The sequence below is a fragment of the Pseudomonas sp. ADAK18 genome (assembly GCF_012935695.1).
Taxonomy (GTDB): Bacteria; Pseudomonadota; Gammaproteobacteria; order Pseudomonadales; family Pseudomonadaceae; genus Aquipseudomonas.
This window is the reverse complement of record NZ_CP052859.1, coordinates 719,879-744,539: the sequence shown is the minus strand read 5'-3', so window position 1 is coordinate 744,539 and position 24,661 is coordinate 719,879. Positions and strand designations below refer to the sequence as shown.

Annotated in this window: 27 protein-coding genes and 1 tRNA gene; 10 read left to right on the top strand and 18 right to left on the bottom strand. The window is 59.1% G+C overall.

The annotated features are described in order from the left end of the window. Positions 1 to 13: 13 nt before the first annotated feature. Positions 14 to 949 (bottom strand): LysR substrate-binding domain-containing protein, encoded by a 936-nt coding sequence (locus tag HKK55_RS03415; protein ID WP_169353366.1) that lies wholly within the window; start codon positions 947 to 949, stop codon positions 14 to 16. A 130-nt stretch (positions 950 to 1,079) separates the two neighbouring features. Here HKK55_RS03415 and HKK55_RS03410 point away from each other — a divergent pair, with 130 nt between their 5' ends. Further along, positions 1,080 to 1,265 (top strand): hypothetical protein, encoded by a 186-nt coding sequence (locus HKK55_RS03410; RefSeq protein WP_169353365.1) that lies wholly within the window; start codon positions 1,080 to 1,082, stop codon positions 1,263 to 1,265. 21 nt (positions 1,266 to 1,286) lie between these two features. Here HKK55_RS03410 and HKK55_RS03405 read toward each other — a convergent pair whose 3' ends face one another. Continuing rightward, positions 1,287 to 1,433 carry a hypothetical protein gene (locus HKK55_RS03405; RefSeq protein ID WP_169353364.1) on the bottom strand — a complete coding sequence of 49 codons (147 nt, stop codon included), beginning with the start codon at positions 1,431 to 1,433 and terminating at the stop codon, positions 1,287 to 1,289. Positions 1,434 to 1,640: 207 nt separating this feature from the next. On the opposite strand from HKK55_RS03405, the gene HKK55_RS03400 reads away from it, so the two are divergent. Further along, entirely contained in the window at positions 1,641 to 2,936 is a 1,296-nt protein-coding gene (locus HKK55_RS03400) for an MFS transporter (protein ID WP_169353363.1), read from the top strand. A 16-nt stretch (positions 2,937 to 2,952) separates the two neighbouring features. Beyond that, positions 2,953 to 3,711 carry a substrate-binding domain-containing protein gene (locus tag HKK55_RS03395; protein ID WP_169353362.1) on the top strand — a complete coding sequence of 253 codons (759 nt, stop codon included), beginning with the start codon at positions 2,953 to 2,955 and terminating at the stop codon, positions 3,709 to 3,711. On the opposite strand, the gene HKK55_RS03390 is transcribed toward HKK55_RS03395, so the two are convergent. Beyond that, complete coding sequence (locus tag HKK55_RS03390) at positions 3,703 to 4,605, bottom strand: LysR family transcriptional regulator (RefSeq protein WP_169353361.1); 903 nt, start codon at positions 4,603 to 4,605, stop codon at positions 3,703 to 3,705. The genes HKK55_RS03395 and HKK55_RS03390 overlap by 9 nt on opposite strands. A 147-nt stretch (positions 4,606 to 4,752) precedes the next feature. On the opposite strand from HKK55_RS03390, the gene HKK55_RS03385 reads away from it, so the two are divergent. Further along, positions 4,753 to 5,724, top strand: a complete 972-nt coding sequence (locus tag HKK55_RS03385; RefSeq protein ID WP_237151313.1) for a hypothetical protein — start codon at positions 4,753 to 4,755, stop codon at positions 5,722 to 5,724. Positions 5,725 to 5,855: 131 nt separating this feature from the next. Here the strand turns inward: HKK55_RS03385 and HKK55_RS03380 are convergent. From HKK55_RS03380 to dapA, 5 genes are all read right to left on the bottom strand, one after another. Further along, positions 5,856 to 5,945, bottom strand: a tRNA-Ser gene (locus HKK55_RS03380). 83 nt (positions 5,946 to 6,028) lie between these two features. Further along, positions 6,029 to 6,742, bottom strand: a complete 714-nt coding sequence (purC, locus tag HKK55_RS03375) for a phosphoribosylaminoimidazolesuccinocarboxamide synthase (RefSeq protein WP_003211975.1) — start codon at positions 6,740 to 6,742, stop codon at positions 6,029 to 6,031. Between the two features lie 28 nt (positions 6,743 to 6,770). After that, a complete protein-coding gene (locus tag HKK55_RS03370) occupies positions 6,771 to 7,529 on the bottom strand; it encodes an MBL fold metallo-hydrolase (protein WP_169353360.1) in 759 nt (252 codons plus the stop codon). A gap of 4 nt (positions 7,530 to 7,533) precedes the next feature. Beyond that, positions 7,534 to 8,649, bottom strand: a complete 1,116-nt coding sequence (gene bamC / locus HKK55_RS03365; RefSeq protein WP_169353359.1) for an outer membrane protein assembly factor BamC — start codon at positions 8,647 to 8,649, stop codon at positions 7,534 to 7,536. A 17-nt stretch (positions 8,650 to 8,666) separates the two neighbouring features. Beyond that, a complete protein-coding gene (gene dapA, locus HKK55_RS03360; RefSeq protein ID WP_169353358.1) occupies positions 8,667 to 9,545 on the bottom strand; it encodes a 4-hydroxy-tetrahydrodipicolinate synthase in 879 nt (292 codons plus the stop codon). A 261-nt stretch (positions 9,546 to 9,806) separates the two neighbouring features. On the opposite strand from dapA, the gene HKK55_RS03355 reads away from it, so the two are divergent. Beyond that, complete coding sequence (locus HKK55_RS03355) at positions 9,807 to 10,367, top strand: glycine cleavage system protein R (RefSeq protein ID WP_003172487.1); 561 nt, start codon at positions 9,807 to 9,809, stop codon at positions 10,365 to 10,367. A 10-nt stretch (positions 10,368 to 10,377) separates the two neighbouring features. After that, positions 10,378 to 10,851: a peroxiredoxin gene (locus HKK55_RS03350; RefSeq protein WP_155584969.1), complete on the top strand. Its 474-nt coding sequence runs from the start codon at positions 10,378 to 10,380 to the stop codon at positions 10,849 to 10,851. A gap of 120 nt (positions 10,852 to 10,971) precedes the next feature. Here HKK55_RS03350 and HKK55_RS03345 read toward each other — a convergent pair whose 3' ends face one another. Then, positions 10,972 to 12,042 (bottom strand): AI-2E family transporter, encoded by a 1,071-nt coding sequence (locus HKK55_RS03345; protein WP_169353357.1) that lies wholly within the window; start codon positions 12,040 to 12,042, stop codon positions 10,972 to 10,974. 42 nt (positions 12,043 to 12,084) lie between these two features. Further along, positions 12,085 to 12,324 carry a sulfurtransferase TusA family protein gene (locus tag HKK55_RS03340; protein ID WP_003211989.1) on the bottom strand — a complete coding sequence of 80 codons (240 nt, stop codon included), beginning with the start codon at positions 12,322 to 12,324 and terminating at the stop codon, positions 12,085 to 12,087. Positions 12,325 to 12,420: 96 nt separating this feature from the next. Between HKK55_RS03340 and HKK55_RS03335 the strand changes: the two genes are divergently transcribed. Further along, positions 12,421 to 13,854 carry a M48 family metalloprotease gene (locus tag HKK55_RS03335; protein ID WP_169353356.1) on the top strand — a complete coding sequence of 478 codons (1,434 nt, stop codon included), beginning with the start codon at positions 12,421 to 12,423 and terminating at the stop codon, positions 13,852 to 13,854. Positions 13,855 to 13,918: 64 nt separating this feature from the next. Here HKK55_RS03335 and HKK55_RS03330 read toward each other — a convergent pair whose 3' ends face one another. The 4 genes from HKK55_RS03330 to rpoE all read right to left on the bottom strand — a co-directional run bounded on the left by HKK55_RS03330 (position 13,919) and on the right by rpoE (position 17,769). Continuing rightward, entirely contained in the window at positions 13,919 to 15,355 is a 1,437-nt protein-coding gene (locus HKK55_RS03330; protein ID WP_169353355.1) for a DegQ family serine endoprotease, read from the bottom strand. Positions 15,356 to 15,591: 236 nt separating this feature from the next. Further along, complete coding sequence (locus HKK55_RS03325) at positions 15,592 to 16,551, bottom strand: MucB/RseB C-terminal domain-containing protein (protein WP_169353354.1); 960 nt, start codon at positions 16,549 to 16,551, stop codon at positions 15,592 to 15,594. A 16-nt stretch (positions 16,552 to 16,567) separates the two neighbouring features. After that, positions 16,568 to 17,155: a sigma-E factor negative regulatory protein gene (locus tag HKK55_RS03320; protein WP_169353353.1), complete on the bottom strand. Its 588-nt coding sequence runs from the start codon at positions 17,153 to 17,155 to the stop codon at positions 16,568 to 16,570. A 32-nt stretch (positions 17,156 to 17,187) separates the two neighbouring features. Continuing rightward, on the bottom strand, positions 17,188 to 17,769 hold the full coding sequence (rpoE, locus tag HKK55_RS03315; RefSeq protein WP_003172477.1) for an RNA polymerase sigma factor RpoE: 582 nt from the start codon (positions 17,767 to 17,769) through the stop codon (positions 17,188 to 17,190). A gap of 472 nt (positions 17,770 to 18,241) precedes the next feature. On the opposite strand from rpoE, the gene nadB reads away from it, so the two are divergent. Continuing rightward, positions 18,242 to 19,858, top strand: coding sequence for an L-aspartate oxidase (gene nadB / locus HKK55_RS03310; protein WP_169353352.1), 1,617 nt, complete (start codon positions 18,242 to 18,244; stop codon positions 19,856 to 19,858). Here the strand turns inward: nadB and HKK55_RS03305 are convergent. Next, a complete protein-coding gene (locus tag HKK55_RS03305) occupies positions 19,827 to 20,279 on the bottom strand; it encodes a hypothetical protein (protein WP_169353351.1) in 453 nt (150 codons plus the stop codon). The two genes, nadB and HKK55_RS03305, sit on opposite strands and share 32 nt — an antisense overlap. Continuing rightward, a complete protein-coding gene (locus tag HKK55_RS03300) occupies positions 20,263 to 20,517 on the bottom strand; it encodes a succinate dehydrogenase assembly factor 2 (protein WP_169353350.1) in 255 nt (84 codons plus the stop codon). Before HKK55_RS03300 ends, HKK55_RS03305 begins: the two co-directional genes overlap by 17 nt. Positions 20,518 to 20,655: 138 nt before the next feature. On the opposite strand from HKK55_RS03300, the gene HKK55_RS03295 reads away from it, so the two are divergent. Together HKK55_RS03295 and HKK55_RS03290 are read left to right on the top strand one after the other, a co-directional pair. Next, positions 20,656 to 21,597 carry a folate-binding protein YgfZ gene (locus tag HKK55_RS03295; RefSeq protein WP_169353349.1) on the top strand — a complete coding sequence of 314 codons (942 nt, stop codon included), beginning with the start codon at positions 20,656 to 20,658 and terminating at the stop codon, positions 21,595 to 21,597. Positions 21,598 to 21,633: 36 nt separating this feature from the next. Next, on the top strand, positions 21,634 to 22,455 hold the full coding sequence (locus tag HKK55_RS03290; RefSeq protein WP_169353348.1) for an HDOD domain-containing protein: 822 nt from the start codon (positions 21,634 to 21,636) through the stop codon (positions 22,453 to 22,455). Here HKK55_RS03290 and HKK55_RS03285 read toward each other — a convergent pair whose 3' ends face one another. Beyond that, positions 22,456 to 23,841, bottom strand: coding sequence for a sensor histidine kinase (locus tag HKK55_RS03285; protein WP_169353347.1), 1,386 nt, complete (start codon positions 23,839 to 23,841; stop codon positions 22,456 to 22,458). It lies immediately after the preceding gene. Continuing rightward, positions 23,834 to 24,505, bottom strand: coding sequence for a response regulator (locus HKK55_RS03280; RefSeq protein WP_155584980.1), 672 nt, complete (start codon positions 24,503 to 24,505; stop codon positions 23,834 to 23,836). Before HKK55_RS03280 ends, HKK55_RS03285 begins: the two co-directional genes overlap by 8 nt. Positions 24,506 to 24,661 lie beyond the last annotated feature (156 nt).

Sequence of the window (24,661 nt, the reverse complement as noted above, 5' to 3'; positions counted from 1 at the left end):
CACCGGTGTTGGTTCAGGGCTTAGACGCCACAACCGGCAACAATTCCCGATCACTCATGAACGCCTCCAGCCGCGAGCGCATCCAGCGTTCGGCCGGGTCGGTGTCCACGTGACTAAGCCAGACCATGGACAAATCCAGGGTTGGGGTTTCGAACGGGAATGGTTCACAGAACAGGCTGCCCGAAGCCGCCATGGCTTGGGCGGTGTAGTCCGGCAGGCTGGCGATCATGTCAGTCCCGGCCAGCAGCGCCGGCAAGGAGCTGTATTGCGGCACCGACAACACCACATGGCGCTTGCGCCCGACCTCTGCCAGCCACTCATCGGCAAAGCCTGCGACGTTGGCAGTGTGGGACACCAGTACATGGGGCCGCGCGCAGTACTCATCGAGGGTCAATGGATGTTCCGAGGCATCGGCACGCAACACGCAAGGACGGATATGGCGCAGCAACTTGCGCTTGGCATTGGCCGGCAGGCCACGGGTCTGGGTGATCCCTACGGTGATATCACCCGAGGCCAGCAGGTCGGGGATACGCCAGTAATCGACGTGCTGCACCACAAACACCACCTGGGGCGCTTCCTGGCGCAAGGTGCGAAGCAAAGGGGGCAACAGACCGAACTCGACGTCATCGGACAGGCCGATGCGAAAAGTCATGGTGCTGATGGACGGGTCGAAGTCGTGGGTCAGGCTCAAGGCCGATGATAACGAGTCCAGAGCCGGCGACAGATGCTGGATGATTTCCTCGGCCCGCGCCGTCGGTTCCATGCGATGGCCCACACGAATAAACAACGGGTCATTGAACAAGGTGCGCAAGCGGTTGAGGGCCGAACTGATGGTCGGCTGCCCGAGGAACAGCTTCTCCGCCACCCGTGTCACGTTGCGCTCAAGCATCAGCGTTTCGAAGACCACCATCAGGTTGATGTCAGCCTTGCGTAATTCATTGCGATTCATTGGTGCTCGCCCCACTCCCCAAGACAGCAGCCAGTGTAGAAACACAGCGGGCCCGGCGTCTATGCGCAGACTATCCAACCTGCGTCATTGGGACTATAAATCAGCTTTTACGGCTATCCGGAGCGTCATCGTGCTGCTGATTCTTCCTTTGATCGTCCTGCTGGTCGGCGTTTTGTTCTGGGCCATCAAGTTCATCGATCATCCAACCATCAGGACACTGCTGCGGGTATTAATCGGGTTATGTCTGGCGGCGTTCCTGGTTTTTTTGTGCCTGGTCTCCGGGTTTCCTGTCTCATTGCTGGTGTCGGGAGCCTGATGCGGCTCCCGGCAGGCACAGTCAAGGCTTGAGCGGGCGCTCCTGATCCCGCTCGGAAAGCTCCGTTCCGTCGTCTGGATGTTTCCAGGTCTGGGGCTTTTCTTCTTCGCGTTGTCGCTTGGCGCGCTCCTGATCCGTCTCATCCCGCGGCTTTTGCTCGTTGGTCATACTCACCTCCCCTGCGCAAGAATTGATCACACTGGCCAAGCATAGAACAGGGAATGTCGTTGTGTAGCCCGGATAATTTGGCCAGATTGATAACCTTCACGCATCAATACATGTAAATAACTCACTTATCATTTCTAAATGTGTCAGCCACTATCGGCGGTCTTAAGCGAAACAAGCACTTTAAAAAGAACGCTGGAGACACAAACCATGCAAAGCCCTTCCCGGCCTGACTCTGCCCGCTCGAAAGCCGGCGCGGTATTCCGCGTCACTTCCGGCAACTTCCTCGAACAGTTCGATTTCTTTCTGTTCGGTTTCTATGCCACTTACATCGCCGCAGCGTTCTTTCCGGCCGCCAACGAATTCGCTTCATTGATGATGACCTTCGCCGTATTCGGCGCGGGCTTTTTGATGCGGCCGCTGGGCGCCGTGATTCTCGGCGCATACATCGATGATGTTGGGCGTCGCAAAGGGCTGATCGTCACGCTCTCGATCATGGCCAGCGGCACCCTGTTGATCGTGTTGGTGCCTGGCTACCAGACCATTGGCTTGTGGGCACCGCTGCTGGTGCTGCTCGGCCGTCTGCTCCAGGGTTTCTCGGCCGGTGCGGAACTGGGCGGTGTGTCGGTGTACCTGGCTGAAATGGCCACGCCGGGGCGCAAGGGCTTCTATACCAGTTGGCAATCAGGCAGCCAGCAGATCTCAATTGTGGTCGCGGCCGCCCTCGGCTTTGGCCTGAACCAGTGGATGGAACCCGCCGTGGTCGCGGATTGGGGCTGGCGCATCCCGTTCGCCATCGGTTGCGTGATCATTCCGTTCATCTTTGTGCTGCGTCGTAACCTGCAGGAAACCGAAGAGTTCGCCGCCCGCCGCCATCGCCCAACCATGCGCGAAGTGCTGGCCACGCTGGTCAAAAACTGGACCATCGTCATCGCCGGCATGCTGATGGTGGCCATGACCACCACCGCGTTCTACCTGATCACTGTCTACGCGCCGACCTTCGGCAAGACCGTACTGAACCTGAGCACCGCCGACGCGCTGTTGGTGACCTTGCTGGTGGCGATCTCCAACTTTATCTGGCTGCCGATTGGCGGCACCTTGAGTGACCGTTTCGGCCGCAAGCCGGTGCTGGTCGCCATGACCACGCTGACTGTACTGACGGCCTATCCAGCGTTGTCTTTCGTGGTGCAAGCACCCAGCTTTACGCACATGCTGGAAGTCCTGTTGTGGTTCTCCTTCCTCTACGGCATGTACAACGGCGCAATGATCCCGGCCCTGACTGAAATCATGCCAGTGGAAGTGCGTGTGGCAGGTTTCTCCCTGGCCTACAGCTTGGCCACGGCGGTGTTCGGTGGTTTCACCCCCGCCATTTCCACCTGGCTGATTCATGTCACCGAGGACAAGGCATCGCCTGCCTACTGGCTGGTGTTTGCGGCGCTGTGCGCGCTCTGCTCGACCTTGATGCTGTACCGCCGCGCCAACTTGCGTACGCAAGTGGCGGTGTAATCCAGGAGCCAAACTGATGAAATTTGCATGCAAGGCACTGGCTGTATTGATGACTGCAACGCTGGCAATGGCAGCCCAGGCCGAAGAGCTGAAAGTCATGACATCCGGCGGATTCACCGCCGCCTACCAACTACTGGGCCCGCAATACGCCAGCCAAAGCGGCGATAGCCTCGACACCATCCTCGGCCCTTCGATGGGCAAAGCGCCTGAAGCCATTCCCAATCGACTGGCCCGTGGTGAACAGGCCGATGTGGTGATCATGGTCGGCTACGCCCTGGATGAGTTGATCAAACAAGGCAAGGTCGACAAAGACTCCCGCGTTGAGCTGGCGGATTCGCGGATCGGCATGGTGATCAAGCAAGGCGCCGCCAAGCCGTTGATTGGCAACGATGCAGAGCTGAAGGCCGTGTTGCTCAAGGCCAAGTCGGTGGCGTACTCCGACAGCGCCAGTGGTGTGTACGTGGAAAAGGAGCTGTTCAAAAAACTGGGGATGGCATCCAAGGGCACGATGATCGAACGCATCCCGGTGGCTTCGGTGGTTGCCAAGGGCGATTACGAAGTGGGTTTGCAGCAAGTCGCTGAACTGCTGCCGGTCCCCGGTGTGACGTACGTCGGCAAAATCCCCGAAGACGTGCAGTCGGTCACCCGCTTCGCCGCCGGTATCCCGGTCAACGCCGAACACCCGGCCCAAGCCAAGGCGCTGCTGCAATTCCTCGCCTCGCCCCAGGCGCAACCGGTGGTGCAATCCACTGGCCTGGACTCGGTCTCACCCTGATCGGAACGGTTTCTCTCGTACCAGGCGCTCCAACTCCAGCGCCGCCGGCGTAGAAGTACGCCCTCGGCGCTTGATCAAACCGACATTGCGCACCACTTCCGGCTCCACCAGCGGCACACTCACCAAAATCGGGTGCGCCCCAGCCGGCATCGCAATCGACGGCACCATCGCCACGCCCAACCCCGCCTCCACCAGCCCGATCATTGTCGTCACATGATGGGTCTCGCAGATGCTCGGCTTCTTCACCCGAACGCCACGCAACGCCTGATCCAGCAAAAAACGATTGCCTGAGGTCTTGTCCACCGTGATGTAGTCGTGCTCGTAAGCCTCGGCCCACGTCACATTCACGCGCTCGGCCAACGGATGATCACGTCGACAGGCCAACACATAACGCTCTTGCAACAGCAACTCGAACTCCACCTCGTCCGCCAGACTGCCGCTGAAACTCACGCCAAAATCCGCCTCGCCGCTGGCCACTGCCGCGCTGACTTCACCGGCACTGGCATCCAGCACCCGCAGGCGGATCTTCGGGTACAACTTGTGGAACTCGGAAATCACGTGAGGCATGAAGTAGTAGGCGGTCGAGGGGACGCAAGCGATGGTGACATTGCCCATACGGGTCGAAGCGACGTTGCTGATGCCCATCAAGGCGATATCCAAGTCATCCAGCATGCGTTCGACCTGGGGCAGAAAAGCGCGGCCGACCATGGTCAGGCTGACGCGTCGAGTAGTTCGCTCGAACAGCTTCACGTCGAGGGCGGACTCGAGTTTTTCGATGCGTCGGCTCAAGGCGGGCTGAGAGATGCGGATCGCCTCGGCGGCGGCGCGGAAGCTGCCCTTGTCTACCACGGCGCGGAAGGCTTGGAGATCGTTCAGGTCGAAGTTGATGATCATGGGTGGGCCATTGGCTGGTCGCGGGTGGCGTCATTATGGGGGGCGGGATTGAAAATAGCAGGGTGATGTTGAGTCCTCTACTTGTTACCGTAGCGGGCAGCATCGGTCGGTACGACCTTTCTTAAAGAGTGTTTAGCAGTGGGATCCATGGGCAAGACAATAAAAAGGACTAACCGCGCAGGTTCGCCGTATCGAGCACTTCGATTGGGATTCTCGATACTCGGCCTCGCATGCTTCGCCACCCTGGGCTTCTTTGCCTGGCAGAGCTTCTACCCGGTACAGGCCACCGATGACTGGAGTTATCACGTGCTCCATCGCGATGTGGAAAAGGCCGCCTCCCTGGCCCCGATGCTCGATGGGTCGCTGATGGTCAGCCAGGAACTGAATAAGGGCCTCGGCAGCATCGTGCGCATCCACCCCGACGGTAAGCGCGAAGTGGTTGTAGGAAACCTCTCCAAACCCGATGGTTTAGTCCCCACTCAGGGTGGCTGGGCGTTCAGCCAGGAAGTCGGTGGCGCACCTGTCAGCCTCCTCAAGGACGGCAGCGTTACCGCCCTGTTCACAGGGGAAAACGTGCAGGGGCTATGGGATGACGGCGAATACCTCTACGCCATCGAAGACCGTAAGGAAGGTGGACGAATACTGCGCTACGGCTGGAGCGACCAGACATTGACCGTACTGCGCGACCAGCTCAACGAAGGCGAGTCGATCACACGCTGTACGGATGGGCGCATGCTCTATACGGAAAAGAAGAAAGGCGTTGTACGTGAGTTGACCGAAGACGGCAGCGACCCCGTGGTGTTGTCCAATCTGAACAAGCCTACCTTTTTGATGTGCGATGAGCGCGGGTTATGGATCAATGAAGACTCGACACACCGTGCACGGTTATTGCTGATTGATAAACAAGGGCACCAGCAGACCATTCTGTCGTTCTTGAAGGCACCGCAGTCGATCGTGCGTACCGCCAAAGGGACGTATCTGGTGGCCGAAGGTGGTCGGAATCGGGTGTTAGAGTTGGTGCCGTCTCAGACGCTTGTGGCACGCGATTCAATGGGTAAGGCACTCGATGTCGTGAATCTGGAGGAGCATGTTCTTGATGAGGGAAAGCCTCAGCAGTAAGTACATTATCCGCTCGGCTTTGAAGCCGGGCGGACCTGGGTGAGGATGCCGCACAGTGAACGCATTCTGGAGCAAAATCCCAGATACGAAAAAGCCCCGTAACTTATTCAGTTACGGGGCTTTTCTATGTATGGCGGAGAGATAGGGATTCGAACCCTAGGTACCGGTGAAGGTACAACGGATTTCGAATCCGTCCCATTCGGCCACTCTGGCATCTCTCCAACGGCGCGCATCATAACAGCCTGTTACCTGGAAGCAAAGCTCCGAAGAGATTTTTTTCCGTGCTATCAGATGCTTGCGTCGATTACAGCGGTACGCCGAGACGATTGGCGACTTCTTCGTAGGCTTCGATGACGTCACCGAGGCCTTGGCGGAAGCGGTCTTTGTCCATCTTCTTGCGTGTGTCCTTGTCCCACAGACGGCAGCCGTCCGGGCTGAACTCATCGCCCAGGACGATGGAGCCGTCGTGGAACACACCGAATTCTAGCTTGAAGTCCACCAGCAGCAGGCCGGCGTCGTCGAACAGTTTGCTCAGGACGTCGTTGACCTTGAGGGACAACTCCTTCATACGGGCCAGTTGCTCAGCGGTGCCCCAACCGAATGCCACCACGTGGGATTCGTTGATGAACGGGTCGCCCTTGGCGTCGTCTTTCAGGAACAGTTCGAAGGTGTAGGGATTGAGCTTGAGGCCCTCTTCCACGCCCAAACGCTTCACCAGGCTGCCGGCTGCGTAGTTACGCACAACGCACTCGACCGGAATCATGTCGAGTTTTTTCACCAGGCATTCGTTGTCGCCCAGCAGTTTGTCGAACTGGGTCGGAATGCCGGCCGCTTCGAGTTTCTGCATGATGAAGGCGTTGAACTTGTTGTTCACCATGCCTTTGCGATCGAGCTGTTCGATGCGCTTGCCGTCGAACGCCGAGGTGTCGTTGCGAAACAACAGGATCAAGCGGTTGGCGTCGTCGGTCTTGTAAACCGATTTGGCTTTGCCGCGGTAGAGTTCTTCACGTTTTTCCATGATGGGCTCCGCTTGCTAAGTAGGTGGGCTAGGCGATGTGTCGCCAGTCGAGCCCTGAATCTTGATCGGCCAGTTGCAGCCAGTCCGGGTCGCACCCGAGGGTGTCGACAAAACATTGCCGGGCCAGCTGCGGCAGGTTGTTCTTGCTGCTCAGGTGGGCCAGGACCAGGTGTTGCAGGTCTTGCCAGCCCAACTCATACACCAGGTACGCCGCCTGGTGGTTGTTCAAATGTCCCAGTTCACCGCCGACCCGCTGCTTGAGAAAGTACGGGTAGTGACCGCGTGCAAGCAGGTCACGGCAGTGGTTGGACTCGATCATCAATGCATCGAGGTCCCGGTAACCGTCCAGCACCCTGGAGCAATAAGAACCCAGGTCGGTGAGCAAGCCGAAGCGGCGCTCACCGTCACTGAATACGTACTGCGTGGGTTCCTGGGCGTCGTGAGCCACGGCAATCACGTCGATGCTCAGGGCACCGACCTGTAGCTGCTCGCCACCGGCCAGGAAACCTGCGGGTTCAATGGGTTTGCGCATCCCGCGCAAGGTACCGCGACTCAGGTACACCGGAAGATTGTAGCGTCGAGACAGCAAACCCACGCCATGCACGTGGTCGGCATGTTCGTGGGTTACCAGAATCGCGCTCAGCTGCGCGGGGTGAACCCCCAGGCGCAGCAGGCGTCGCTCGGTTTCCCGCAGGGAGAAACCACAATCCACCAGGACGTACGTGTCGTCGTGGGCTACAAGCGTGCCGTTCCCTTGGCTACCGCTGCCGAGAACGGCAAAACGCATCGGATCAGCCCAGGTTGTCCTGAATCACGCCCAACACTTTGCGCGCCACTTCTGCCGGCGCCACGGTGTTGATGTTTTTCTCGACGGTGACCTGCACGCTCTCGCCTACCTTGCTCAAACGAACCTGATAACGCTCGGCGCGAGTTTCAACTTCTTCCTTGGTCGGTGTGCTACCGAACAATTTGCTGAAGAAACCTGGCTCTTCGTCTTTCTTCTCGGCTTTTTCGGCCAAGTTGATGTAGTACAGGCCCAGGCTGCGGTTGATGTCTTCAACCCGCCATTGGCCCTTTTCCAGCGCACGGCCAACACTCGACCATGCACGATCCAGGTCTTCACCCAGGTTCAGTACGACGTTGCCGCTGCCGTCTTCGCTGAGGCTGACGCGGCTAGGCGTGTCGAAGCTACCAGCGGCGAGCAGGGAGACAGACCCGCCCTTCTCGGAAATGCGGCTCATGCTGGCAAGCATTTCGTCCACCAGCGCGGAATCAACACCGGTGTTGACCGAGCGCGTGGTGAAGTCGACGTCGGCCGTGCTGCCCGCTGGACGCTGGGCACTGACCACATAGACTTCACTGGTATTACGCTGCACGCCTGGCTCGATGCGCACCCGAATACGGGTTTCGCCATCGCCAGCCACACCGCCTGCTTGCAGGCGCTTGGCCATTGTGGCCGACAGTTCGCTCGGTTGCTGCCACGCAGTGGTGAACTCACCGGTTTGCGGGCGCTGTTGGTCCATGCGGAAACCGTTGTCCTGGAAAAACTGCACGGCCACCGGCCAGACTTCGGCAGGTGGGCGTTGGGCCATGATCCAACGAGAATCACCGCTCTTCTGCAGGCTGTAGTCGCTGGCATCAGCCACGGCCGAGATCGGCTGTGGGCGCGGCACTTCAAACTCGCCCTTGGCAGTGTCATCGGCGACGTTGCGTGGAATTGGCAGCAACGGGTCAAGACGCTTGGCGACAGTGACATCCGGCGGCAATTGCATCGGTTTGGAGGGTTGTGCTTCCAGGTAATCGCTGCCGCGGTCACGGAAGTAGCCTTCCGGGCCCCAGATCCAACCGCAGCCACTGGTGCTGGAGATAATCAAGGCAAGTGCGGAAAGTCCGGCCAATCGCTTCATGCGTAGTGCTTCCTCAATTAAACCAGGACGCCGGACTGGCGCAGGGCCTGTCGCAGCGGTTCGTGACAGGCTTCGCTGAGCCAGGTGAGCGGCAGACGGATACCGTCCGGCATCAGGCCCATCTCATGCAGCGCCCATTTCACGGGAATAGGGTTGGATTCAATAAACAGGTTCTTGTTGAGCGGCATCAGCTTCTCGTGGATCGCACGAGCAGTGACAGCGTCACCGGCGATGGCAGCGGCGCACAACTCGCTCATGGCGCGCGGCGCAACGTTGGCGGTCACCGAGATGTTGCCCTTGCCGCCCAGCAGGATCAGTTCGACGGCAGTCGCGTCGTCACCGGAGTACACCAGGAAATCGCTGCTCACGCCGGCCAGAATGTCCTTGGCACGTTGCAGGTCGCCAGTGGCTTCCTTGATACCGATGATATTCGGCACGGTGGACAGGCGAATCACCGTCTCGGCCTTCATGTCGCATGCGGTACGACCGGGCACGTTGTAGAGGATCTGCGGGATGTCTACGGCTTCGGCAATGGTGCGGAAATGCTGGTACAGGCCTTCCTGGGTCGGCTTGTTGTAGTACGGCGTCACCAGCAGGCAGGCATCAGCGCCTGCTTTCTTGGCGTTCTTGGTCAATTCGATCGCTTCGCGGGTCGAATTGGCGCCTGTGCCAGCGATCACGGCAATACGCCCTGCAACGCGCTTGACCACGTACTCGATCACCTTGATGTGTTCTTCCACATCAAGCGTGGCCGATTCACCCGTGGTGCCGACCGCCACAATGGCGTTGGTGCCCTCTTGCAGGTGGAAGTCCACCAGTTTGCCCAGGCTGTCCCAGTCGAGATTACCTTGTGCATCCATGGGTGTGACCAGTGCCACCATACTGCCCGCAATCATGCAACCGCTCCTGCCGGAAAAAGAGAGCGGTAATGGTACTGGCGCCAAGATGCTTGCACAAGCGAAGTACCGTATGAGTACGCGTTATGGATCAACTTAGTCGCCCGCAATGCCATCATTGAGGCAAAGGAAGGTTTAAAGAAGGCGATAACGTAATGAAAACGCCACCTCCTAGCCCTTGGCGATGGTTTTCGCTACCCTTCATCCTTTGATTGATACCGCTGTCATCGTATCGACCGCTCATCGCTTTAGGAAGGCTGCATGTCCACCCCCACAGTCCGCGAACAATTCCTTGTCATCAGTGCCCTCGGCGCCAACCCCATGGAGCTGACTAACGTCCTGTGCCGCGCCAGCCATGAAAATCGCTGCGCCGTCGTGACCTCCCGCCTGACCCGCCATGGCGAGTGCAGCGCGCTGGTCCTGCAGATTTCCGGAACCTGGGATGCCCTGGCACGTCTGGAAACCGGCTTGCCGGGCCTGGCCAAGAAACATGACTTCACCGTCAACGTGGTACGCAGTGCAGCGCTGGAGAACCGTCCTCAAGCCCTGCCGTATGTGGCCTATGTCAGTTCGGCCTACCGCTCGGACATCGTCAACGAGCTGTGCCAGTTCTTTATCGACCATAACGTCGAGCTGGAAAACCTGACCTGCGACACCTATCAGGCCCCACAGACCGGCGGCACCATGCTTAACGCCACCTTTACCGTGACCTTGCCGGCCGGCGTGCAGATCAGTTGGCTGCGTGACCAGTTCCTGGATTTCGCCGATGCCCTGAACCTCGACGCACTGATCGAGCCATGGCGCCCACAGAACCCAATGTAAGGAAGTTTTCATGGCTGTAGTCATCGACAAACCGGTAGCCGACTTCGAAGCCCAGGCCACCAGCGGGCAGACCTTCAGCCTTTCCGGGCTCAAGGGCAAGCAAGTGGTGATCTACTTCTACCCGAAAGACAGCACCCCGGGCTGCACCACCGAAGGCCAGGGTTTCCGTGACCAGTACGCAGCCTTCAAAGCCGCCAACACTGAAGTATTTGGCGTGTCCCGAGACAGCGTGAAGTCCCATGAGAACTTCAAGGGCAAGCAGGAATTCCCCTTCGAGCTGATCAGCGACAAGGACGAGGCTGTCTGCCAGCTGTTTGATGTGATCAAGCTGAAGAAGCTGTATGGCAAGGAATACTTGGGTGTTGATCGCAGCACCTTTCTCATCGACAAGGATGGGGTGCTGCGTCAGGAATGGCGTGGCGTGAAAGTGCCAGGCCATGTAGACGCGGTTTTGGCGGCGGCGCAGGCATTGAGCAAGGCTTGATTACGGCGATGGCCGTTAGATAGCTATTGCAGACAAGCCTGCTCCCATATTTGATGCAACTCGGTCAATCATGTGGGAGCTGGCTTGCCTGCGATGGGGCCATCAGCCTCGCCCCATCTATTAAAGTAATGGCGCAACTACAGGTTCTTGCCGCGGCCACGCATCCAGCACAGCCTTGAACAACGTCGCCAGGGGAATCGCAAAGAACACCCCCCAGAAGCCCCACAGCCCGCCAAACAACAACACCGCACAGATGATCGCCACCGGATGCAGGTTCACCGCCTCGGAGAACAGCAGCGGCACCAGCACGTTGCCATCCAGAACCTGAATGATGCCGTAGACCGCCATCAGGTAGATGAACTGGTCGCTCCAGCCCCACTGGAACAGCGCAATCAACAGCACCGGTACCGTCACCACCACGGCACCGACATAGGGCACCACCACCGACACACCGACCAGCAGTGCCAGCAGGGCTGCGTAATTCAGCCCCAACGCGACAAAGCCGATGTAGGTCACGCCACCACAAATAAAGATCTCAATGACCTTGCCACGAATGTAGTTGGCGATCTGCCGGTTCATTTCCTGGGCGACACGGGTAATCAGCGCCCGCTCCCGTGGCAGGTAACCACGCACCCAGCGACCGATCATTTCCCGGTCCTTGAGAAAGAAGAACACCAGGATCGGTACCAGTACCAGGTAGATCATGATGTTGACCAGCAGCGGAAGGCTGGACAGGGAAAATGTCAGCGCCCATTGCCCGAACTTTCCGATCTCTCCCCGCGCCACTTCAATGGCCTGCAACACTTGCTCGTCCGACACCAGATGCGGATAGCGTTCAGGCAATAGCAGCAACAGCGACTGCCACTTGGCGAGCATGCCCGGCAGTTCGTTGAACAGGGTGATCACCTGATGCCACAACAGCGGCACGACCACCACGATAAACACCAGCAGCACGCCCATGAACAAGGCAAACACCAGGCCCACCGCAGCTCCGCCGGGCAGTCGCAAACGCTCCAGGATAGTGACCAGGCCTTGCATCAGGTAAGCCAGCACCATCCCCGCCAAGACAGGCGCCAGCATGCCGCCCAAGGTCAGTACGGCGGTGAAGGCCAGAAACAGAAGGACTGCCAGCACCACGGCTTCCTCGTCGGAGAAGTAGCGCTGAATCCAGTCACGTAACACTTTGAACATCAATCAACCTCGGGCAATGGGGACAGGCACACTCGAAAGGTTTCAGGCCTTGCGCAACCAGTAACGATAGACGCCAGCTTCGTCTTCTTCATGCAGCAACGTATGGCCGGCCAGTTTGGCGAAGGTCCGGAAATCCCGCTGGGAACCCGCGTCCGTCGCAATCACCTTGAGTACCGCGCCGCTGGCCAGCCGATTGAGCTCCAGCTTCGCCTTGAGCAGGGGCAACGGACAGTTGAGGCCGCTGGCATCGAGTTCGGCATCAAAGGCTACAGCGTCAGTCATGGTTCTACTCCGGAAAGGCATCGTGGGTCGCTTAGAATATCTGGTCCGAAGCTCAGTGTCCGGCTACAGTAAGCTCTTTGTCGAAAGGCTTTGTGCATGACTTTTTTGCGCCCTACCCTGCTGACGCTGGCTTGCCTGCTTGCCTCTCCAGGCTTCGCTGACGAGCTGCCGTCACTTGGCGACGCCAGTTCTGCCATTGTCTCGCCACAACAGGAATACCAACTGGGCCGAGCGTGGCTGGCCTATCTGCGCGGCCAGGTCTCTCAACTTAACGACCCGCAGCTCAAGGACTACGTCGAAACCAGCGTTTACAAACTGGTGGAGACCAGCCAGGTCAACGACCGGCGCCTGGAGTTCATTCTGATCAACAGCCCGCAATTGAACGCCTTCGCGGCGCCTGGCGGTATCGTCGGGGTCAACGGTGGCCTGTTCCTCAATGCCCAGACCGAAGGCGAGTACGCCTCGGTGTTGGCCCACGAATTGGCTCACTTGTCCCAACGCCACTTCGCCCGGGGCATGGAAGCGCAGCAACGCATGCAGATCCCGATGATGGCAGCCCTGCTCGGCGGCATCATCGCCGCCGCCGCGGGTGCCGGCGACGCAGGTATTGCCGCGATTGCCGGCAGCCAGGCGGCAGCGATCCAGGAGCAACGGCGGTTCTCCCGGCAAAACGAACAAGAGGCCGACCGTATCGGCATTCTCAACCTGGAGAAAGCCGGCTACGACCCACGCTCCATGCCGACCATGTTTGAACGCCTGATGCGCCAATACCGTTTCGACGCCAAGCCACCGGAGTTCCTGCTGACCCACCCGGTCACCGAATCGCGGATCGCCGACACCCGCAACCGCGCCGAACAGTCCAAACCCGGGGGCAAGGAAGACAGCCTGCGCTATCAACTGATTCGCGCCCGGGTTCAGCTGTATTACGAAGACACCCCGGGACTGGCGGCCAAGCGCTTTCGCGCCCAATTAGATGAAAATCCGAAAAGCGACGTAGCGCGCTACGGCCTGGCCATCGCCCAGATCAAAGGCACTCAGCTTAATGATGCCCGGGAGAACCTCAAACCACTGCTGGCCAAAGCTCCCAACGACATCACCTACAATCTGGCGCAGATCGAACTGGATATCACCAACAACCGCCTGCCTGACGCCCAGCAGCGCACAGACCGGATGCTGACCCAATACCCCAGCAACTATCCGTTGAATCAGGTGCGGGTGGACCTGCTGCTCAAGCAAAACCGCACCGCTGATGCGGAAAAAGCCTTGGAGGGTTTGCTCAAGTCTCGTCCCGACGATCCAGACGTCTGGTACCAAGTCGCAGAAACCCGCGGTTTGTCAGGCAATATCATTGGCCTGCATCAAGCCCGCGCCGAATACTTCGCATTGGTGGGCGACTTCCAACAGGCCATTCAGCAGTTGGACTTCGCCAAGCGCCGTGCCGGCAGCAACTTCCCACTGTCGTCACGCATCGACGCCCGCCAGCGCGAGTTGATCGAGCAGGAACGCCTGGTCAAAGGGATGATGAGCTAAGCCTCTCACCCAATAAAAAGCCCCGCTCTAAAGCGGGGCTTTTTATTGGGCTACGACTAGCGGCTTATTCAGCCAGCTTGAAGGTAATGAAGCTGGCACGACCCTGACGCAGGACACGCATCGACACCGAGCGATTCTTCGGCAACGCCTTGGCGATGTCGGTGAATTCCTTGGTGGAGTTGATGGCCTGGTTGTTCAGATGAGTGATGACATCACCCGGCTGCAGGCCGATCAAGGCAGCAGGACCATCCTGAACCTCCTTGATCACCACACCGCTCTTGAGGTCGAAGCTCTTCTTCTGCTCATCGGTCAGCTCGACCACGGCAATGCCAAGGCGGTTGCTGCTGCGCTCGGCACCGGACTTGTTGCCCAAGGCGTCAAGCGTCGAACCTTCTTCCGGAATGGCGCCTACAGTCAGCTCGACAGTTTGGCGCTTGCCTTCGCGGATGACTTCCAGCTTGGCCTTGCTGCCCGCCTTGAGCGCGCCCACCAGATGCGGCAAGTCAGCCGACATGACGATTGGCTGGCCGTTCATGCTCAGGATCACGTCACCTACTTGCAGGCCACCCTTGGCAGCCGGGCCATCGTCCTGAATCTGCGCGACCAAAGCACCGGCCGGCTTGTCCAGACCGAAGGATTCAGCCAGGTCCTTGTTCACTTCCTGGATCACCACGCCCAACCAGCCACGACTGACTTTGCCACCGCTTTTCAGCTGATTGGAAACGTCCATGGCCACGTCGATCGGGATCGCAAAGGACACGCCCATGAAACCACCGGAACGCGTGTAGATCTGCGAGTTGATACCGACTACTTCGCCCGCCAGGTTGAACAGCGGACCACCGGAGTTACCCGGATTGATCGGCACGTCGGTCTGGATGAACGGCACGTAGTTTTCATTCGGCAGGCTGCGACCGATAGCGCTGACGATGCCCTGGGTCACGGTGTGATCAAAACCAAACGGCGAACCGATGGCAACCACCCACTGCCCGGCTTTCAGGTCCTGGGATTTGCCCAGCTTCAACACCGGCAGATCTTTACCTTCGATCTTCAGCAAGGCCACGTCAGAGCGAGGATCAGTGCCAACCAGCTTGGCCTTGAGTTCGCTGCGGTCAGCCAGACGTACGAGAATCTCGTCAGCATCGGCGATCACGTGGTTGTTGGTAAGAATGTAGCCGTCCGGCGAGATGATGAAGCCCGACCCCAGGGATTGCGCTTCACGCTGACCACCACCACCGCCACGGGGCGAGCGCGGTTGTGGCATGCCACGCTCGAAAAACTCCCGCAACATCGGCGGCAAGCCTTCAAGGTCAGGCATCTGCTGATTGGAGACTTTGCGATCCGGCAGCTTCTGGGTGGTACTGATGTTAACCACGGCAGGCGATGCCTGCTCCACCAGTTGGGTGAAGTCAGGCAGCTCGGCCGCTTGCGCGGTAACGGCCTGACCCAGCACCAGCACCGTGGCGACTATGGATAGGTAAGACTTCAAACGTGGTATCGACATACAGCTCCCGTTACGACGAGCAGGGTTGAGCGACAGGGTTCAATAAACGCCGGAAACTGCGCCCGACATTTTTGTTCCACGAACAAAACAAGGCCAGAGCCGAGAAGCACTGACCTATAAAAAACATGAGAACATTTTGCAAGTGAAAATGCTGTCCAGACATTTCATGTTCTCCGCAGGCATCGACTTTCTCCTGCGCAACTTTGAAATATCAGGATGAACATAGGATTAACGACTCACGGCTTGGCGGGCGTCGTACCACTGCGTACAGACAGGGCTATTCGTTCAGCGGTACCGATGGGGATTTCGCCAACTACCGTCACCATTACTTCACCCTCAGGAGCGGTCAGGCGTCGTGAAACAGCGACTGTCGGCCCTAGCTGGGTACGAGTCTCGGTGACCGCAGCACCGTTGAGTGGCTCAAAAAACACCGAGAAGCGCGCCAGCCCGTCGCCATACATCAGGCTGTTGACGACAACGTTGGTCTTGGAGTCCTTGCGGGCGCGACTGCTGGTCAACTGGAAGCCCGGCGGCAACCAATCCAGATTCCATGCTTGGGGGGTATCAACCTCCGACTCTTTATTGCTGGAGGCCACTACCGGCTTACAGTCGCCGCTGGGCTGTAACTCATGATCGTCGGGTACATCAGAGGTATTCAATTGAGTGAACTGGAAACGCTCCAGCAACTGCCCCTGATCATTGAGCAACAAGGATTTCAGTGGCAGCGCGGTTTCACGGTCCAGATGCAGCTCGAAGCCATAGCGATATTGGTCACGGGGCGTCAGAGCCACGATCACGGCATTACGGCCAGCGACACGCGACTTGCCTATCACGGCAAGGTCGTAGAACGCTTTAAGTGCTTGTGGATCAAGGGCGCGGGCGGAGGCGTCAGGTGAGTCGCCGAGTCCGGCAACCAAAGTGCCGCTGACGCACTGGGTGCGTCCATCGACACGCACAACTTCCTGGGCGGAGCCGTCGAGCTGCAACAGCCGCTCACGGACCTGACCATTCTGGACGCGATGCCAGATGTCATGGGTAGAAAAACTACCGTTACGCTCGTAGATGAAGGTGCCCTGGAAGCTTTGCTGCTGCTCTGCATGCCCAAGACGAGTCAGCCAGTCTTGGGCTTCGTCGGCATGGGCAGGTACTGCAAACCAGCCACTGAGCAAGAGCGCAAGGAGCGGTATGGCGCGCATAAGGCTCCTTAGCGGTTTAGCGGTTTTCCAGGCTTGCAGCGCGGGCGTATGGCAGAGCGCTTTCGGTGCCTTTGAGCGCCGATTGCTGGGCGTGCTGGCGCAGATAACCTGGCAGACGCTGATCCTGCCAGCCGGATTGACCTTGAAGCACACCATTGGCCATTGGCCCGGTAGCGTCAGAGCTTTCCTTGTAGCCTGCCAGCACTGCCGGGCCCTTGACCTGCGGGCCGGCCATGACCGGTTGCTGGGTTTGCTGGGCCAGTTCGGCACCGGCGATTTCGTCCTGGTTGTACAGGCGAACACCGGCCAATACAGCGACGGTCACCGAGGCAGCTACTGCCAGGCGACCCAGGCTACGCCAAGGACCGCGAGCAGCCTTTGTCGGAACGGCTTCATCAGCCAGCGCAGCAGAAACGGCCGCAGCAATATCCAGACGAGGGATTAATAGATCCTTGTGCATCACCGCCCGAGCGACTTGGTAACGAGACCAGGTATCACGGGTTTCGGCGTCGTCAAATGCATTAAGCACCCGACGAAGTTCCAATTCATCCGCTTCGTTATCCATCACTGCGGACAGCGATTCCTGCAGGGCATCACGACTCATGGCGGTTCCTCTCTTGGCTGTCGCCGCTGTCTTTAGTTTTCCTGCAACAACGGCTGCAGGGCTTTATCGATGGCTTCCCGGGCCCGGAAAATCCGGGAGCGAACGGTCCCCACCGGACACTGCATAACGCTCGCAATGTCTTCGTAACTCAGACCATCGAACTCACGTAAAGTTAATGCCGTACGCAAATCTTCTGGCAGTTGCTGAATAGTTCGATGGACCGTGCCTTCAATCTCGTCGCGCAGCAATGCACGCTCCGGCGACTCGAGATCTTTGAGGCCGTGATCACCATCGTAAAATTCTGCATCTTCCGAACTCACATCACTATCGGGTGGGCGGCGACCGCGAGAAACCAGATAGTTCTTCGCCGTGTTGATGGCGATGCGGTATAGCCACGTGTAAAACGCACTGTCACCGCGAAAATTGCCAAGTGCACGGTACGCCTTGATAAAGGCTTCCTGCGCAACATCCTGGGCTTCATGGGTGTCGTGCACAAACCGCACGATCAACCCGAGAATTTTGTGCTGGTATTTCAGCACTAGCAGATCAAATGCCCGCTTATCGCCGCGCTGAACACGCTCGACCAGCTGCTGATCCTCTTCCTGGGTTAGCATGAACACTCCTCGTTGTACCTGGAGGAAGCTTGCATAACTAAACGATCAGGCTTGCAAACATAGACTCGGGCTTTTCGCAAAAGTTCTCCCCCTCCAAGCAAGTTTCCGGTGCGCACTGTTTTGGCACACACGAAAAACGCAGCACGGGCAACCCCGGCTGCGCGAATAATCTTTTCGCCAGTTTTCTGACGCGCCCCATATTCAAGGCCGACCAGTAAATCCAACGCTTTCCCAGCTTTCGGGCAACCTGCTATTGAGTCGGAGCTCATGCAAAAAGTTCCCCCCACTCACACCAGGCTGTTTTCTGAAAGCCGTGCAGTTCGTTGACGGTAGTCTCACAATGCCACGAATGCCCGGCTATTGTGCCGATCCCCCTCTCTATATACTAGTGGGCCGTGTGACCCTTTGATTCGCCGATCCAGGCGTCCTGTTTGCGCCAACCCTTCGGATCGCTTTTTGCGGAATCCTTCAAATGAGCCAACAGTTTCAACACGATGTTCTGGTGATTGGCAGCGGTGCGGCGGGGTTGAGCCTTGCACTGACCTTGCCGAGCCATTTGCGCATAGCCGTACTGAGCAAAGGCGACCTGGCCAATGGCTCGACCTTCTGGGCCCAAGGTGGTGTCGCTGCGGTATTGGATGACACCGACACCGTGCAATCCCACGTTGAAGACACCCTTAACGCCGGTGGCGGCCTGTGCAACGAAGACGCAGTGCGCTTTACCGTCGAGCACAGTCGCGAAGCCATCCAGTGGCTGATCGACCAAGGAGTGCCCTTCACCCGGGACGAAGAGTCCGGCACCGACGACGGTGGTTTCGAGTTCCACCTGACCCGCGAAGGCGGCCACAGCCATCGGCGCATCATCCATGCTGCCGATGCCACGGGCGCGGCCATTTTCAAGACACTGCTCGCCCAGGCCCGGCAGCGCCCCAACATCGAACTATTGGAACAGCGCGTCGCCGTCGACCTGATCACCGAAAAGCGCCTGGGCCTTCCGGGAGAACGCTGCCTCGGCGCCTACGTGCTCAATCGTGCCAGTGGCGAAGTCGACACCTACGGTGCCCGCTTCACCATTCTGGCCTCGGGCGGCGCAGCCAAAGTCTACCTCTACACCAGCAACCCCGACGGCGCCTGCGGTGACGGCATCGCCATGGCCTGGCGCTCGGGCTGCCGGGTGGCCAATCTGGAGTTCAACCAGTTCCACCCCACCTGCCTGTATCACCCGCAAGCCAAGAGCTTCCTGATCACCGAAGCCCTGCGCGGTGAAGGCGCGCACCTGAAACTGCCCAACGGCGAACGCTTCATGCAGCGCTTCGACCCACGGGCCGAGCTGGCACCTCGAGATATAGTGGCCCGAGCCATCGACCACGAGATGAAGCGCCTGGGCATCGACTGCGTCTACCTGGACATCAGCCACAAGCCCGAAGCCTTCATCAAGACGCACTTCCCGACAGTCTATGAGCGCTGCCTGGCCTTCAATATCGACATCACCAAAGGCCCGATCCCGGTGGTCCCGGCGGCGCACTACACCTGCGGCGGCGTGATGGTCGACCAGCAAGGCCGCACGGATGTGCCCGGCCTGTACGCCATCGGCGAGACCAGCTTCACCGGCCTGCACGGCGCCAACCGCATGGCCAGCAACTCACTGCTGGAGTGTTTCGTCTATGCCCGTTCTGCGGCTGCCGACATCCTAGAACAACTGCCGCGTATCCCGGTGCCGTCCGCACTGCCCCGCTGGGACGCCAGCCAGGTCACCGACTCCGACGAAGACGTGATCATCGCCCACAATTGGGACGAGCTACGGCGCTTCATGTGGGACTACGTAGGGATTGTGCGCACCAACAAGCGCCTGCAACGGGCGCAGCACCGGGTGAGATTGCTGTTGGACGAAATCGACGAGTTCTACAGCAACTACAAGGTCAGCCGCGACCTGATCGAGCTGCGCAACCTGGCCCAGGTAGCCGAATTGATGATCCGTTCAGCCATGGAGCGCAAGGAGAGCCGAGGCCTGCATTACACCCTTGACTACCCGCAGATGCTGCCCGAGGCCCGGGACACTATTCTGGTGCCAGCCACCTACGGCGACTGAACTTCAAGCGCACCCGCAGGCGCCGATGCACATCGGCGACCTGCGAATCCCGCGGCACACAGATCGACCGTACCTGCCATTCTCCCCGCACGCGAAAGCGCAGCACCACGATCAACGGCAACGCCAGGCTGTCGGGGCGCAATTGCACTGCGTGCCAGCCCCGTTCGGCGCTCCAGAGCTGCCAACCCTCAGCATCACGACGCAAGCCACGAATCGACGAACGGTGAGTCAACAGGATATGGCGCGGCAGGACCCAGCCCGCATGAGCCAGGCAAAAGATGGCTCCCAGCACAGCGGCCCAAAGGGAAACAGCAAGCACCATCAATGCACCCAGCGCGAACAGCTGGGCAAGGAGATACGCCGCCAGCAACAGCCGTGAGGCCTGCCAGCGGCATTCGAAGCTATTACTTGGGCTGGACACGATCCAGAATCATCCGAACCATGCGCTGCAGCTCCGGGTCTTCCGATTCGGCCCGCTCCATGAACCAGCCGAACATGTCCTGATCTTCACACTCCAGCAGCTTGCGGTAGCAGTCGCGGTCAACGTCATTGAGGTGCGCATAGACCTCCTTGACGAACGGTACCAGCAACACATCCAGCTCAAGCATGCCACGACGGCTGTGCCAGTACAGGCGATTGAGTTCTACATCTTCGACCATGGAGCGCTCCTCAAATAGAGCGCAAGTATACAGGCCCAAGAAGCTCGGAACAGTCGGCTTTGGTCGGCATATGGAAACTACCCATTTGCCGGACGCCCCTCTATGATGCACTCATAACTTTTCAACCTGCGATGACCCATGGCTGACTCTGCTTTCTTCTGCCCCCTGTCCCACGAAGGCGTTCTCGCCGTCCGCGGCGCTGACGCTGCCAAGTTCCTGCAGGGACAACTGACCTGCAACCTCAATTACCTGAGCGACACCCAGGCCAGCCTCGGTGCCCGCTGCACCCAGAAAGGCCGCATGCAGTCGAGCTTTCGCATCCTGTTGCAAGGCGACGGCGTGCTGTTGGCCATGGCCAGCGAACTGCTGGAGCCACAACTGGCGGACCTGAAGAAATACGCCGTGTTTTCCAAATCCAAACTGACCGACGAAAGCGCCGCCTGGGTGCGTTTCGGTCTGTCGGATGCGGATTCGACACTGGTCAGCCTCGGCCTGAAACTACCACCTGAAACCGACAGCGTCGCCCGTACTGACGAGCTGATCGCCATTCGTGTCTCCCCTGGCCGCGCCGAACTCTGGGCACCTGCCACACAAGCCGACACCGTGCGCAGCCACCTGGCCGCACACCTGAAAGAAGGTGATCTGAATCAGTGGCTGCTGGGGCAGATCCGCGCCGGGATCGGCCAGGTCATGGCCCAGACCCGCGAACTGTTCATCCCGCAGATGCTCAACCTGCAAGCCGTTGGCGGTGTCAGCTTCAAGAAAGGTTGCTACACCGGCCAGGAAATCGTTGCCCGCATGCAATACCTGGGCAAGCTCAAGCGTCGTCTGTATCGACTGAGCCTGAACGCCGGCGAGCTACCCGAGCCAGGGACACCGCTGTTTTCACCCAGCCATAACAGCGCCATCGGCGAGGTAGTGATCGCCGCGCGGGCCGATCAAACGATTGAACTTCTAGCGGTACTGCAAGCCGAAGCAGCAGACGCCGGCGATGTGCATGTGGGTACGCTGGAAGGACCAGGCCTGCACTTGCTCGACCTGCCCTACTCACTGGACCGTGATCGTGAGATCCAGCGTTAATCGCCGTACTTTTTTGCAGCACCCTAGAGATTAGAAATGAACAAGCTGGCGGAAAAAGTCCAACAGGCTTTGGTTGAGGCCATCGATAACGATGACCTGGTTCTGCCAACGTTACCGGAAGTGGCCCTGAAAATTCGTCAGGCCGCTGAAGACCCGGAGATCAGCATCAGCCGTTTGAGCAAAGTGATCGGCCGCGACACCGCCCTGTCGGCGCGGCTGATCAAAGTGGTCAACAGCCCGTTGCTGCGGGCGACCCAGGAAGTCACCGACCTGCACACCGCCATCACCCGGCTGGGCACCAACTACAGCAGCAATCTGGCCATCGGCCTGGTAATGGAGCAGATCTTCCACGCCCGCTCCGATGTCGTCGAACAAAAGATGCGCGATGTCTGGCGCCGCAGCCTGGAAGTGGCGGGCGTCAGCTATGCCCTGTGTCGTAATCACAGCCAACTGAAACCTGACCAAGCGGCTCTCGGTGGCCTGGTGCATCAGATTGGCGTGCTGCCGATCCTGACCTATGCCGAAGATCGCTACGAGCTGCTGGCCGATCCGGTCAGCCTCAACCATGTGATTGAAAGCATCCACCCGCTGCTGGGGGATAAACTGCTGCGGGTCTGGGACTTTCCGGAGATGTTGGTGGACGTGCCGGGGCAATATCTGGACCTGACACGCGACTCTGAAAAACTCGATTACATCGATGTTGTCCAGGTAGCGGTTCTGTATTGCCACAAAGGCACTGATCACCCGCTGGCCACGGTGCCCCTGTCGACCTTGCCGGCCTTCAAAAAGCTGCGCATCGACCCGCAAAGCCGTACGTTCAATACCGACCTGGATGAAGCACGGTCGATGTTTTACTGACTATCCTGCGTTAAAGCTCACCCGTACTTTCAACCCCGCCAACTCACCATCATGCAAGCTGATCTGCGCCAGATGCGCCCGGCAGATTTCCCCGACAATCGCCAGGCCCAGCCCCGACCCCATGCCCAGTTGATTGCGCCGATAAAAGCGCTCGAACACCCGATCCCGCTCATCCAGCGGGATTCCCGGACCGTCGTCTTCGACCTCCAGTACCGCCGGCGCGGCAACCCGCAGGATCACATTACCGCCCGGTGGCGTGTGGGCCAGGGCATTGTCCACTAGGTTGCTCAACAGCTCGTTCAACAAGGTCGGCTCGCCCCGTAGCCAAACCGGTTCATCCGCCTCCAGCGCCAGGGCGACGCCGCGGGCGTGGGCCAAGGGTGCCATGGCCATGCCCAGCTCCCGAGCCAACTGACTGAGATCGAGCAGCTGTGCGCCACCTTCAGCAATCGCCCGGGCACCGTTTTCGATACGGGCCAGGGACAGCAACTGGTTGGCAAGGTGGGTCAGACGATCGGTGCCTTGGGCGGCCGTTTCCAAGGTACTGCGCCAGGTCGTCGGGTCTTCGGCGCGCAAGCCCAGTTCCAGGCGGGCCTTGAGTGCCGCTAACGGTGTACGAAGCTCATGGGCAGCATCCGCGATAAATTGCGCCTGACGTTCGAACTGCCCACGCAAACGTTCGGTGAAATGGTTGAGGGAACGTACCAAAGGCCCCAACTCATGTTGTACCTCCACCAATGGCAACGGCCGCAAATCATCTGGCTGACGCTCCTCCACCGCCGTGCGCAAACGCTCCAGCGGCCGCAGCGCGGCGCTGACCGCGAACCACACCAACAACAACGCGCCAATGGCCAGCATGCCCAGGCGCAACAAGGTGTCTGCCATCAGGCTACGCGCCATGCTGACCCGTGCCTCATCGGTTTCTGCCACGCGGATTTCCGCCATACCGTTCATGTTCGGCTCGGACACGGCCTTGAGCAGGCTCACCACCCGCACATTCTGCCCCTGGTACTTGGCGTTGTAGAACCGCGCCAGCGCCGGATAGTCGTCGGTGCGTGGCGTACCCGGCGGTGGGCCGGGCAGGTTTTCGTAGCCGGAAATCAGCTTCTGATTAATATCGTTGACCTGGTAATAAATCCGTCCGGCGCTGTCGTAGGCAAACGTATCCAGGGCCACGTAGGGCACATCCGCACTGAGGGTGCCGTCGCGATGGGACAGCCCGGCGGCGATGGTGCGTGCCGATGCCAGCAGCGTTCGGTCATAGGCCGTATCTGCGGCCTCACGACCATTCCAGTAAGCGCTCAAACCACTGGCAATCATCAGCACCACCAGCAACAACGCCAGGTTCCACAGCAAGCGCCAACGCAGGCTGCTGGGCTTATGCATCGCGGGCTTCCAGCAAATAGCCCAGACCACGAAAAGTAACGATGGCCACCGGCTGACCGTCGAGTTTTTTGCGCAGGCGGTGAACATAGATTTCGATGGCGTCGGGGCTGGCTTCTTCATCAAGACCAAACACCTGGGATGCCAGTTGCTCCTTGCTCATGACCCGGCCTGGTCGGGCAATCAGGGCTTCCAGCACCGCCTGCTCACGGGAGGTCAGGGTCAGCAATTCACTGCCCAAGGTAAAGCGCCGTGTATCCAGGTCATAAACCAAAACCCCGCATGCTTGCTGTCGTTCGCCGCCCAGCACGCTACGGCGCAGCAACGCCTTGACCCGGGCTTCCAGCTCGGTGAGTTCGAAGGGCTTGGCCAGGTAGTCGTCAGCGCCCAGATTCAGGCCATGAACCCGGTCCTTCACATCACTGCGGGCCGTCAACATCAACACCGGAAGATTTTTCCCACGGGCCCGCAAACGCGCCAGCACCTCAAAACCGTCCATGCGCGGTAGACCCACATCGAGGATTGCCACCGCATATTCCTCGCTGCTCAAGGCCAGGTCCGCCGCTACCCCATCGTGCAGCACATCGACGGTCAAACCCGTGCTCTTGAGCGCCTGGGCGACACTTTCGGCTAGCTGCAAATGGTCTTCGACCAGAAGGACACGCATGGATCTGTACCTCGTTCAGGGGTGGACGGCGCCGCCCTTTGTTGACCAACTCGCCCGCGAGTTTACAGGCGCTACCTGCGCTGTGAAGCCCGAAAACATTGAAAGACAACTGAAAGGTTAGTGAAAGCTTCGCCCTTTAGCATCCAACCACGGTGG